Origin of the sequence: Sporosarcina sp. GW1-11, from assembly GCF_033088395.1 — a bacterium.
In the GTDB taxonomy this organism is placed as follows: domain Bacteria; phylum Bacillota; class Bacilli; order Bacillales_A; family Planococcaceae; genus Sporosarcina.
Genome location: NZ_JAPMIW010000010.1, coordinates 65,877 through 77,876, shown reverse-complemented (window position 1 = coordinate 77,876; position 12,000 = coordinate 65,877). Strand labels below are relative to the sequence as shown.

At 44.1% G+C, this 12,000-nt stretch carries 12 protein-coding genes; 7 read left to right on the top strand and 5 right to left on the bottom strand.

Annotated elements, in window-relative coordinates; translation table 11 throughout:
- Positions 1 to 446 precede the first annotated feature (446 nt).
- Entirely contained in the window at positions 447 to 644 is a 198-nt protein-coding gene (locus tag ORD22_RS08315; protein ID WP_317645473.1) for a hypothetical protein, read from the top strand.
- 37 nt (positions 645 to 681) lie between these two features.
- Here the strand turns inward: ORD22_RS08315 and ORD22_RS08310 are convergent, their stop codons facing one another.
- The 4 genes from ORD22_RS08310 to ORD22_RS08295 form a co-directional block, all read right to left on the bottom strand.
- Positions 682 to 1,845, bottom strand: coding sequence for a DEAD/DEAH box helicase (locus ORD22_RS08310; protein WP_317645472.1), 1,164 nt, complete (start codon positions 1,843 to 1,845; stop codon positions 682 to 684).
- Complete coding sequence (locus ORD22_RS08305) at positions 1,799 to 3,400, bottom strand: SNF2 helicase-associated domain-containing protein (protein ID WP_317645471.1); 1,602 nt, start codon at positions 3,398 to 3,400, stop codon at positions 1,799 to 1,801. The genes ORD22_RS08310 and ORD22_RS08305 overlap by 47 nt, the downstream gene beginning before the upstream one ends.
- Complete coding sequence (locus ORD22_RS08300) at positions 3,397 to 4,971, bottom strand: hypothetical protein (RefSeq protein ID WP_317645470.1); 1,575 nt, start codon at positions 4,969 to 4,971, stop codon at positions 3,397 to 3,399. Before ORD22_RS08300 ends, ORD22_RS08305 begins: the two co-directional genes overlap by 4 nt.
- Positions 4,972 to 5,060: 89 nt before the next feature.
- Entirely contained in the window at positions 5,061 to 5,477 is a 417-nt protein-coding gene (locus ORD22_RS08295; RefSeq protein WP_317645469.1) for a helix-turn-helix domain-containing protein, read from the bottom strand.
- A gap of 176 nt (positions 5,478 to 5,653) precedes the next feature.
- Between ORD22_RS08295 and ORD22_RS08290 the strand changes: the two genes are divergently transcribed.
- The 4 genes from ORD22_RS08290 to ORD22_RS08275 all read left to right on the top strand — a co-directional run bounded on the left by ORD22_RS08290 (position 5,654) and on the right by ORD22_RS08275 (position 9,955).
- Positions 5,654 to 5,971 carry a hypothetical protein gene (locus ORD22_RS08290; RefSeq protein WP_317645468.1) on the top strand — a complete coding sequence of 106 codons (318 nt, stop codon included), beginning with the start codon at positions 5,654 to 5,656 and terminating at the stop codon, positions 5,969 to 5,971.
- Between the two features lie 333 nt (positions 5,972 to 6,304).
- Positions 6,305 to 6,754, top strand: coding sequence for a transcriptional regulator (locus ORD22_RS08285; RefSeq protein WP_317645466.1), 450 nt, complete (start codon positions 6,305 to 6,307; stop codon positions 6,752 to 6,754).
- Positions 6,755 to 7,312: 558 nt separating this feature from the next.
- The gene (locus ORD22_RS08280) at positions 7,313 to 8,032 is read left to right on the top strand and encodes a hypothetical protein (protein ID WP_317645465.1); all 720 of its coding nucleotides are present in this window, start codon (positions 7,313 to 7,315) and stop codon (positions 8,030 to 8,032) included.
- The gene (locus tag ORD22_RS08275) at positions 8,033 to 9,955 is read left to right on the top strand and encodes an efflux RND transporter periplasmic adaptor subunit (RefSeq protein ID WP_317645464.1); all 1,923 of its coding nucleotides are present in this window, start codon (positions 8,033 to 8,035) and stop codon (positions 9,953 to 9,955) included.
- Here ORD22_RS08275 and ORD22_RS08270 read toward each other — a convergent pair.
- A complete protein-coding gene (locus ORD22_RS08270) occupies positions 9,848 to 10,435 on the bottom strand; it encodes a hypothetical protein (protein ID WP_317645463.1) in 588 nt (195 codons plus the stop codon). The two genes, ORD22_RS08275 and ORD22_RS08270, sit on opposite strands and share 108 nt — an antisense overlap.
- A gap of 284 nt (positions 10,436 to 10,719) precedes the next feature.
- Between ORD22_RS08270 and ORD22_RS08265 the strand changes: the two genes are divergently transcribed.
- Both ORD22_RS08265 and ORD22_RS08260 read left to right on the top strand, forming a co-directional pair.
- Entirely contained in the window at positions 10,720 to 11,703 is a 984-nt protein-coding gene (locus ORD22_RS08265) for a nuclease-related domain-containing protein (RefSeq protein WP_317645462.1), read from the top strand.
- A gap of 11 nt (positions 11,704 to 11,714) precedes the next feature.
- Positions 11,715 to 11,981, top strand: coding sequence for a hypothetical protein (locus tag ORD22_RS08260; RefSeq protein WP_317645461.1), 267 nt, complete (start codon positions 11,715 to 11,717; stop codon positions 11,979 to 11,981).
- Positions 11,982 to 12,000: the final 19 nt, after the last annotated feature.

Here is a 12,000-nt window from a genome sequence, read left to right as displayed (position 1 = left end):
TCGAACGAAAGTCTATGTCACAGAAGTGGTGTGCGATGACATCCGTTTCTTATCCTCGAAATCATCTAGATTTAACAACTCCGATATGAAAGCGCCTTCACCTACAGAGTCCAAACGTTTTGAAGAAGTAAAGTCAACAGAACAGGCACTTCCTATTTTCTAAAACTGAAATCTGAAAGGGGGAGGAAGCAAAAGTAAACCTGTCATCTCACATTCGCTACTGATCAATTCCTGACACGAGTAGCAAATCAAATGAAGCACACAAATAAACAGAACGACACTACAAGCATATTCGCCAATTTACAATGTGTCATGAGGGAGGGGACCTTCGTGGCGCAAAGCATAGGAACTGAAATTACGCCAACGCATCCGCCGCTCATTCATTTGGAGACCACTTCCAAAGAGTTGGCGGAATACATAAAACGATCCTTGAAAGGAGGAATGCTATGCCGAGAAATGAGCCTGCACTCAAACTTCCTGATTCATCAACCGCCCAAACGACGCATCAGGAAGATATTCAAAGGTTAGAAAGCCAAGTCGGCCAACTCGTACGCATCATCGCCAACCTGAATGAACGCCTGAATTATCTTGAATCTATAAAAACCAATCCCTTTTTTCTACCAACCCATCCAAAACGAAAGTAAAAAAGACTTGCATCTTTGTAAGATGCAAGCCCAGTAGTTAATTAAACGTCAACAGTTCATCTAGCTCTCGGTCGTTCAACTCGGTTAGCCACTGACTTGAATGAATCAAATCAGCGGATAGCGCCGCTTTCTCGACCAACATTTTATCAATCTTTTCTTCAATCGTCCCAACGGTTACAAATTTATGCACATGCACAAACTTCGTCTGCCCAATACGATAGGCACGGTCCGTTGCTTGGTTCTCCACAGCCGGATTCCACCAACGGTCCGCGTGCAATACATGATTCGCTTGCGTTAAATTCAATCCCGTACCGCCTGCTTTTAAAGACAGGATGAAAATCGGGAACTCCCCGTTTTGGAAAGCCTCCACCAACGCATCACGCTGCCCCTTCGGCATGCTGCCCGTCAAGAACGGCACATCAATTCCGTGCAACTCCGACAAGCACTGGCGCAGCATTTGCCCCATGCCGATATACTGCGTGAAGATCAAGCACTGCTCACCATTCGCTGCAATCTCTGCTGCCATAGAAACGATTCGCGCCGTTTTATTCGATCGCTTCGTCAACTCGGCGGCAGGGGCTTGCGGCTCCTTCAAGAACAGTGCAGGATGATTACAGAGCTGTTTCAAACGGCTCAACATTTTCAAAATCAAGCCTTTCCGCTCAAAACCAGTAAGCGTCTCAAGCTTGAACTTTGTCTCAGAAACAAAGCTTTCGTAAAGCGCCGCTTGTTCTGGCGTTAGCGGTACATATTCATTTTGCTCGAGCTTTTCCGGTAAATTCAAACGCAATGCTGGGTCGTTTTTCGTCCGTCGCATCATGAATGGTTGAATGCGAGAACGTAATTTACGCTTCTCCGCTTCCAAATCATCTCGCTCGATCGGCACGATAAACTCATCGCTAAACTTGCGGAAACTGCCCAAATACCCTTTATGAATGAAATCAAAAATGGCCCAGAGCTCTGATAAACGATTCTCAATCGGTGTTCCCGTTAAGGCGATATGATGAATCCCGCGAAGTTTACGAATCGCACGCGACTGCTTCGTCTGCAAATTTTTGATGTTTTGCGCTTCGTCGATTGTCACACTAGCAAACGTATAGTTTGAAAGCATTTCACCGTCCTGTGTGGCTGTCCCATAGGTTGTCAGGATAATATCAGCTTGACGTTTCGAAATAATCTCGATTTGTACCATAATGCACATGTACCCGCAAGGAAGGCGCAAAACGCTCCAGCTCCTTCTGCCAGTTACCCATCACACTTGTCGGACAAATGATCAGTGACGGTGTATCGGTTTCGGGCAAATTATGCACATACAGTAAATACGTTATGAGCTGCACCGTCTTCCCGAGTCCCATATCATCCGCAAGACACGCCCCGAAATTATTATCCCGCATGAAATGAAGCCATTCGAAACCTTCTTGCTGATAAGGTCGCAACTCGGCATGCAAACTGGCGGGCGCGGCAACAGTCGGTAAACCTTTCTTTTCTTGCAGCATGGTCATCACTTGACGCAACGCCTGTTGCATCGAAAATGCCATCAAAGGATCGTCTTCTTCCTCTTCATCGAGGATAGGGGCGATCTCTTCTGGCACTTCATGGAACAGTAAATCTTTCACTGTCCATTCACCGTCATCCACTTGTTCCATCAACTCACGAATCCGCTTAAGCCACGCCGGATCCAAATGGAACCACTCATCACCAGCACGAATATACTCACGGTTTTCATCGACCATTCGCTGGAATTGTTCACGATTAATCTGTTCGCCAGCGAGTGAAAATTGCCAATCAAACGATAGAACTTGATCGAGACTCGCAGACGAACGATACGATTGCATACCGGCAGATGTTCGGATCTTCAACTTCGTCTCCGTCACCGACTTCAGCCACGCGGGTAAAATAACCGGATAATCAAATGCCTGACAAAGCGGCAAATCTTCCTGAATGAAAATCCGCACTTGTGCATCATTGAGTAACATATGCATGAATTGATCATTTTCAGGTAGCTCCACAGAACGGAAAATCCCAATCATCTCCGCTTGGCGATTAGCAATATCTTGTGCATACGGCTTACGCTTCGCAGGTAAAGCATCTTCAATCGAACTCGTCACTTTACGAATCGCTGGCACCCATTGAGCACCTCGCTCGCTAATTAACACCGTTTCAAGCAACCAATCCGTTTCGTCAATATCAGGCTCCGTCAAGCGTAGCGCCACGCGGAACGGTAACTTTGTCGTTTCACCATGAGGCCAACCATATTGCTTGAAGTGGGGGAGTAATACAGGGAAATCTGCCATCGAAACACCGAGAGTAGCCAGTTGACCGCGTACTGCAAGCGATATATAACGTCCCGCTTGCTCAGATAAGCCCGTTTCCTGCACATCAAACGATAGCCCTTCATCGGTTGCTTGGATATAGGAGAATAATGCAGGGTCTTGCCAAAGCTTCGCTGCTTCACGAATCCCTGTCAGAATCTCTTGGTCCTCTTCAGTTGCCCCCGTGTAGTGAACGTACGGATGACTAGTCGAAGAAAACAATCGCAACAGTTCATCAATCGATACATCGAGCCAATTGTCACGTTGCGGCACAAGCATGCCGTACAACGTCTGTTCATCGGAATAAAATAGATAGGACACGAGCATGTCAGCATCGATCGTTTTCTTTTCACCTGCTACCGTAGCAGAAACGAGAAACGTTCCATCGGGTCCTTCTTTTAAGGTTAAATCCAGGGCGAGTTGCAAGATGTTCGAATGAGTCATAGCAGCAAGTTTCCTTTCTCCATTTCTTCCATCAGTGCACGCAGGCGGGGAAATTGCTGGCGGACTGTATTCACATAACGGTTCCAAAATTCATTGCGACCATCGCGTTTGGCGGCAGCCTTCATTTGTTTCCATAAGCGTACAGCGCGTCGATAACTGTCGCGATTCTTTTCTTTCACTAATTTCAGTGCTTCAGCATGCATGAGGGGGAAGATAGCTTGTGAATCTTCCGCCAACGCTATTTTCAAAAGTGCGCCATCAATCATATCGACCGATCCACGGGTTAGATGCATTAGGGCAGCCCACTCTACGTAACGACTACGTTCAAATAGAAACTTGCCATACGCGCGACTCGCTTCCGCACCATACGATTGAAATAATTGATCGCGTTGTTCTTCAGACACATCAGACAAGGAAAGTAATTCATCGATATCTTCCGCGAAAGACGAACGGTTACGTGAAGGGAGCTGTTGATAATAGTCCGCGAGATGAGGAAGCAACTGTAGCATAATAGACTGTACAATATCGAAATCTTCATCTTCCTTAGCATACAATGCAAAAGCCAACCATTGCGGCACGGCCGTCGGATCAAGTGAGTCTAGTTCGTGATCCAATTCATCGAAACGTCCGGACGTCAAATATAAAAACGCACGGAATAATGGTGCGTCGTTTGCGGTGTCATCTTGTAAGCGTTCAATTTCTTGTGCGAGTTCTGGTTCTTCTATATACAATTCAGTATAAGCTAATCGGAACGCTTCAAAACGCTTTGAAAATAATCCTTCTTCTTCCACTGCGAAGGAATGAATCAAATCCTTCAACTTCGCATGGAACGCGTCCGTTTCAAATAACTTGGACTTTGAACTCAATTGTGTAATGCCTGATTTCAATTCGGACATCTGTTCATTGAGCCAAATCGTCAGCTGCCACTTACCGTAATGATAGGAATCATTAGAAGCTAACTCACTACGTAAAAAGGGCCAAGCCGCTCGCAATAATGTCAGCTGGTAATACAGTGAAAAGAGCGGCTTCCATTCCCATTCAAATGGAGAAAGCCGCGTCTTTTGTTGTTCAATTTTAGAAGTATAATGCAAGAATCCGGTCGGCCCGTCTTTATGATCCAATTCAGATAGTGGTTGGACTAACGCGGACAGTGCCGTAATCCAGGCTTCCGGTGTCCGTTCGGAAATTGACAGTTGCGTCTGGACCGTGCCAGCTTGACGCCAATTATGCAACCAATCAGACAGTGAATGAAATTGTGAATATAAATGAAAAACGATCGCAATCTGATGTGCACACCAACTATCGTTCAAGCATGTGCAGTACGGTTCCATCGTTTGGAAGGATAGTCGTGCAAACTCGGACTCTGTTCCCGAAATATTAGCCATTATAGATTGTTCGCTTTCCGTATAGCGGTAAGCACCAATCGCATTCATTCGGACGAGAGAAGCTGCCTTGCGCACAATATCGGCTTGCTGTTGAATAGACGGTTGAAATGTATGTTTAATGTGGTTCATGAACTCTTCAATTTCACGTTCGTGCAAATTAGCTATTCGTTCGATCGTCAATTGCATCGAATCAACTCCTTCATAAGCAGTCCTTCCATTATAGCGTTTTTCACGCTTCATTACCACTGGTTAGGAAAGCATAAAATGATTCTGATCTAGTTGCGCAATTGATTTTTGAAAAGTTGAACGAAATTTTGCAACCCAGCGAAAAACAACGCGCGATTGTCTGGTGTCATTTGATCAGTGACTGCAATGATCTCGCGTAGCCTATATTCCGCGTCTGCTGGCTCATTCCAACCATTCGAGTAGTAGCTTGTGCTATCAAGTGTTCGTAAACCGGTGCTAGGACGTACCGATTTCAGTGGCCTATCCAAGATGATAGCTAAAAACATATCGTCCGGAATATTGTATAGTTCTTTCATTACTTGCAGTTGCTCAATAGGGAACTCTCTTTCATCTGACTCATATCTTGAAATTGTCCCCGGATTCACTCCTAAATCTTGCGCCATTTGTTTTTGTGTAATATGCAAATACTCATCGCGAAACTCACGTAATTGCGAACCAAAACTCATATACGATCACCCATTTTTCTCGCCATCGTATAAGAAATGTAGAATAGATTCATAAAAATTGTCAATTAGGCAATCATTTATCCCGAAATGACATGTAACCGCTTTTTTTTAAACGTTATGAGAAAATCGAAACAATATAATCGTGGGAGGTGGTTTATATAGACAGAATGCAATTGATGTTACATATTTCTCAATTGCAAGACCATTTACATAGCCGTCGAGCTGTGCGATTCAAAGACTTATCTTTTATACAAACGCTTGAACAGTGCGCAGAGAAAATAATTCATGATGACGTTAGGAAGGTGTTTTATCTATATGAGGTAGTTTGCTGTGAGATGCTGTTTAAACAAGTAAATATTTATTATGCGGACGATCAAATCATTTTTTACTATCGCAAGTCTTGTATCGATTTAAGTAGGAAGATCATGGATAGGCTAGAGCAAGATGAAATCTCATTCTTTCCAGTACGAAAATCATTCATTCTAAGCTGTTAACAGAATCCCGAGATCTACGCGATCCGAAGTGAACGTTATGCTATGTGAATTGTCTGTGAGCGAACCAACTTTCGATCGGATCGCCTAATTTTTTGAGCAAATAAAGCCTATACATACAGCAACTCGTGAAAATATGAGGACATTCCAAAAAAAGATTTGACATATTGCGTGTATCTAGACTCATATCATTCACAAAACCCTCCGTAATGTGATATATTAATAATAATCGGAATATTCAAATGATTTGAGGGAAGCGTGCTTCGCTTAGTCATTCGAAGCCTATGGCGGCAACTATGTAAGCCAAGGTATATTACGTAAAGGGAGGGAGAAGACATGCTACTCATCCAGCGAATCAAGCCGTTTTTCACAAGAAAAGAAGAATTCAATCTACGTCTTGTATTCGCCTATCAATATTTCTCAATTATAAGAAATGATGAAGTGTTTCAGTTCATTCCAGCAGAGGGTAAAGAAATTGTTATCAATACGAAAAGCCTGCAAATTGAAAACTTGGGAGAGATATTCGTCTTTCAACGGGGGCATCGGTTCATCAGAATCCCACTTTATCAACTGTTGCTAATTTCCGATTTACATTTGCATTTGTCGACTATACTCGAAGGAGCGATGGGATTGGAAGGCCATCTACAGGAAGGGAATATGCGGGAAACAGACGGATTAGTGGAGCAATTGGAGAGAGAGAATTGGGAACGAATGGTAGACTACGCGCTAGAAACGAAAAACCGACTCTTGTTTAAGGAGTTGATGGAGGGACTGCGGCTAATTTGACGATTATCATTTAAAAAACACCTCAGTGGGGAGCGCATGGAGATGCGTCAAAACCGAGGTGTTTTTATGTGGGTGAAAACGATCTATTCGGTATGTTCATAACGTGAGAAAATGGAGCGCCACTACGAAAATTCCCGATCCACCGAGACCTAGTGCGAAATCCTGCCATGTAAACTCAATCGTCTTGTCTAAATTCATCGCCCATCACTCCTTTAAATATTCTACAAGCATGTAATACTATTCAGTATAACCTATTATGGATAATTAAAAACATTCAGACAATTAAATGATTAGATTGAACTAGGGAATTTAATGGAAATGAGTCTGCGGACTACAATGGAGGTACCTTCAATAGTATATGTTGATTTATTTCGTGGACAAGCTCACAGCGTAATTCATCTCAATTTCTACTATCTCCGCAAGGTAAATACACAAACTCTTCCAAAATCACTCCTGAAACGAGACATTCGTTGCAAATCCGTCATTTTTTGATAAAGTAAGAGAGACAGAAAATGATAATATTCGAACGAACAAGTTGGAGATAAAGGAGAAGTACACATGTATTCTACTTACGGTTATTGGCGCTCATTAGTATATCCAGACCGACTTGCTGGCGAATTAGGGCGAGGAACGGTGACACAATTTAAACGCCGTGTGCTTGGCGTATTCATCTTAGGCGTCATCCTATTCATTCTTCGCGGCATGTGGGGTATGAACACGGACACGATGACGTATATTCTAGCAAATGGAACACTCGACGATTACACAATCGGTCGTTACACAGCGTTACTCGGATCGATACTCTGGTCCGTTCTCTATATGGCGTTCCACTTCTGGGGCGTCGCGTGGATTCTAAGCATGATCACGAACATACCTTTCAAACCACTATTAAAACTACAGCTAGTCGTGGTAGGATTGCTTTTATTCGAAAAACTTATCAACTTCCTCGTGTTCGCAATTGCGGGCAAAGTGGCGACTGTGTCAATTCTTTCATTCGGTCCGCTAGCGATGACGTTTCTTGAAAACTGGTACATTATTTTGTTTGTGAACCAATTAACGATATTCTCTGCGCTAATTGTAGCGGTTCAATATCGCTTCGTCAGTTTCTATAAAATAGAGGCCGATGAATATGACTTCGGTCAAGCGAGTAACCAAGTTCGTAAAAACACAATTTGGCTCTTGATCGCTCTGCAAGTGGCATTCGCATTGATCACGGCGGCAATCGGTTTCGTTCCGGTTGAAAAAATGCTTAATCTATTAATGATAGGAGGACTATAAATGGTGAAATCACAAAATCTCATCGTGGCGGTCCTTGTCACAGTCTTTCTTGGGGTAAACATGATTCTAGTGTTCTCCCATAAAAGTGTTATTTCGAAATCAAACTACGTCAGTGAGTATGAACGTCTAGCTGTGGATGATTATAAAAAAAACCTTGATAAGGAAGGCTTCATCGCACCGAAAGACTTGCATACAATTTATTTAAAAGAAGGACAGAAACTGGATTCTTGGCTCGTTCAAGAAGGAGAGTCTGTTGATTTCGGTACGGAACTTGCATCGTTGAAAGTCGATCATATCGATTCGCAACGTAATCAGCTAAATGCCGAATTGACCGCTCTACAAAATCAATCGTCATCAATTAGCCAAACGATTAGCGATCTGGAGTACGAGCAGTCCATCAGTGGAAAATCTAGAGGTAACAATGACTATTATGATTCGAATGATGAAAATAAAGTGCGCGTCAATTTACGTGTCAATGTTGATGTAATAGGGGAAGGCACATACGCGCAAGCTATTGCGGACGCAAAACGTGACTTAGCACAAGTGCAGCGCCAAATCGCAACGCTTGATTCGAAACTTGCGGAGCTTCCGACAGAGTCTGCAATGACGAGCCCAGTCAGTGGCTACGTTGTGAAAATCAATCGCGACCAATCGGCACCTTCAGTTGATATTTATAGCACAGACCAAACGATTGTCACATATGTCCTCGACAACGAATGGCCGGCAATCGAAACAGGTGGCTTCGTAACGATTCAGCACGACTCGATTCGTACACCATTTGTGCCTACTGTCCAGAATGATTATTCAGATGCGGTCAGTAGATTGAAAGATCAAAAAGTAGCAGCTGTTTCGGCTGATGGAACACCGCCGAATGACGTCTTAATAGATGACAAGCAATACGACGACTTAAATCACGACGTTGACAGAAACAATGGGAAAATTAAGCCCGTTGAATTGGAGCCGGGTGAAGAAAACTTTGACGGAACTTCAGGTAATCCAGACGGTTCGATGGACAACCCAGATGGTTCAATAATAAACCCAGATGGTACAGTGACAAAGCCGAATACACCATCAACTAACCCAGGAGCAACGAACCCGAATAATACACCAAACAATACAACCGGCAATTCAGAAGGTACGCTGAATCCGGATGGCTCCATTACAAATTCGGATGGTAGTGTGATTAATCCAGATGGAACGATTAACAACCCGGATGGTTCTATTACCAATCCAGACGGTACCATTACGAACCCAGACGGCACGACGACTCAAACAGATGGTGCCATTACCAATCCGGACGGCACACTAAACGATGGCACACCGCCACCAGGTGCACCCGTCCAGATGCAAACAGCTAAAGAGCGAAAGTTAGCAGAAGCCCGTGACCGTATTAAACCGGACTATCCAACAGAAATCTCTACATTGAACGGCGTTGTCGTTTCCGTTTCCAAAGTACCAGCAACAGACGACAAGTGGCTAAAAGCATACAAATCACTAGGCAACACGCAGAAAACCAATCCGCTAGCCTACTATGAAGTACGCATCGCGCCATCAGACGAACAACTAGATTTACCATTCGGCACCAACGTCAACACCTTCATTCAAACAAATGAAGCCAACCAAGCAGCAAGCATCAAAACCAACTGGCTACTCAACAAACACAATAATCGTGCACAAATCTGGACACTCGACAGAAACGGCCGAGCGATCCTAAGCACAATTGATACACCATTTACAGTGCTCGACCGCTCAATCGTAACAAGCGGTATCGAACCTGGCACATTAGCTTTACACAACGACAGCTTAGACAGCTACCTAAACAACCAACGCGTCTTCCACCCAATTCCACTCTACGCACCAAGCTGGGATCAGTGGAAAGGAACCCACTGGAAAACGTACGTACGCTATGTAATCAAACGCTAAAAAACTGCCCATGTAAGATGGGCAGTTTTTTTGTATCTGTGAATATGAAGTCGCGCTCATAGAAGCTGTCCCCGCGCTCATAGAAAGTGTTGCCGCGCTCATAGAAAGTGAAGTCGCGCTCATAGAAAGTGATGCCGCGCTCATAGAAAGTGTTGTCGCGCTCATAGAAAGTGTTGTCGCGCTCATAGAAAGTGTTGTCGCGCTCATAGAAAGTGTTGTCGCGCTCATAGAAAGTGTTGTCGCGCTCATAGAAAGTGAAGTCGCGCTCATAGAAAGTGTTGTCGCGCTCATAGAAAGTGTTGCTGCGCTCATAGAAAGTGATGCCGCGCTCATAGAAAGTGTTGCCGCGCTCATAGAAGCAGTTGCCGCGCTCATAGAAAGTGTTGTCGCGCTCATAGAAAGTGAAGTCGCGCTCATAGAAAGTGAAGTCGCGCTCATAGAAGCAGTCCCCGCGCTCATAGAACCCGGTCTCGCGCTCATACCCCCCGCGCCCACGCTCATAGAAACACAATCAAGAACCCAAAAATAACATCCAAAAAACAACATTTCACCTTCAACTAGATCTAAGGACTTATTTTTAGAATATGTCCTCAATAAATCGAGCGTATCACCCATCAAAATTGAATTCTCCCCCCAAATTCCACTTCAAAAATGAATTTTACACCTAAAATCGCTAGCAAAATTGAATTCTATCCATAACCTTCCATATACTTGATTATTTGTTATAATAAAATAAACCAATTCATTTAAAGGGAGGGAAGAACATGATTTATAAAACGCGTGTGATGCCTAGACTAATCATCGGCCAAAACGCACTGTTAAAACGTCTTCCAGTCAACCATGAAAAATATGAAAAAATCCAATCAGACTTCTACAACGGAAAAGCCGGATTCGGTGGAGAGAAAGAATTCGACTACCAACTACGTGAATTCATCCCTCCGTATCCGCACGCTATTCTCCACGATTTATTCCTAAAACAAGATCACGCATACTTCCAAATCGATTCCATTCTAATTACACCAAGCATTATCATCCTATTCGAAATCAAAAACATCGCCGGCAAACTACACATCAAACAAAATCCTACCCAGTTTATTCGTGAATCAGCAAATGGGCAACGAACCGTACTTAAAAGCCCGCTTGCCGAATTGGAACGCAAAAAATACTTCTTCGCAAACTGGCTACAACAACGCAATATTGATATTCCACTCATAGAGTTCGTCGTCTTTGCGTACCAAAACGAACTCACTATCGAAAACATGGCCTCCAGCAACATCGCGTTTTCCTACGAAATCCCAAACAAACTTCGCGCCTTGGAAATTCAAAACGACATCCTAACATCCGAACAAATTCACCGTCTAGCAAATGAACTAAAAAGCGCACATCGCGAATACGAACCTGTCCCGCTAACTGCAAAATACAATCTCACCATGAAAGAACTCACTTCCGGTGTAGCTTGTCCGAATTGCAACCTTCTAAGCATGCGTTGGGAATCAAAAAAATGGCGTTGCAAAGCATGTGATCACCAGGATCTCGTCGCGCACCTGACTGCTTTGCAAGAATGGTATTGCATTGAAGGTACGCAACTCACAAACCAACAGTTCCGCCAATTTAGCAATATTCACTCCCGCCACATCGCCAAACGACTACTGGCCAATCCCTACACCCAGCTATCCGGCAAAAAAAGATACGCCATCTACCACCTTTCCCCAAAACTCCTCAGCAACCCAACTAACCTCTCATTTTAAATCTACTACTAATGAAAGAAGCGTATGTGTTCTTCATCATGCGCTCCTTTTTGTCTAATGAAGCCTTCGCGCTCATAGCCGCCACTCCCGCGCTCATAGAACCGACTCCCGCGCTCATAGAACCCGCTCCCGCGCTCATAGCCCCCACTCCCGCGCTCATAGAACCCACCCCCACGCTCATAGAACCCACCCCCACGCTCATAGAACCCACCCCCACGCTCATAGCCGCCGCTCCCACGCTCATAGAACCCACCCCACCAACATCAAAAAACCAATAAAAATCACCCTAAATCTTTA